The organism is Salmonella sp. SAL03688 (genome assembly GCF_046551895.1).
Lineage (GTDB): Bacteria > Pseudomonadota > Gammaproteobacteria > Enterobacterales > Enterobacteriaceae > Salmonella > Salmonella enterica.
The window spans coordinates 1-233 of sequence record NZ_JBGDVI010000093.1 but is presented as its reverse complement, the minus strand read 5'-3'; the positions used below and the strand labels follow the sequence as shown (position 1 = coordinate 233).

The following is a 233-nucleotide window of genomic DNA, read 5'->3' as shown; positions in this document are numbered from 1 at the left end:
ACGAACAACTTTCGTTGTTCTGTGTTTCAATTTTCAGCTTGATCCAGATTTTTAAAGAGCAAATATCTCAAACGTGACTCGTAAGTCAGTTTTGAGATACTGATGGCAACGCCTTTCACACATTACCGCGCAAGTGGCGTCCCCTAGGGGATTCGAACCCCTGTTACCGCCGTGAAAGGGCGGTGTCCTGGGCCTCTAGACGAAGGGGACGTATCAGTCTGCTTCGCAAGACG

General features: G+C 48.9%; 1 tRNA gene. It reads right to left on the bottom strand.

The window, feature by feature from the left end:
• Positions 1-134: 134 nt before the first annotated feature.
• A tRNA-Glu gene (locus ACLJR2_RS23885) sits at positions 135-210 on the bottom strand.
• Positions 211-233: the final 23 nt, after the last annotated feature.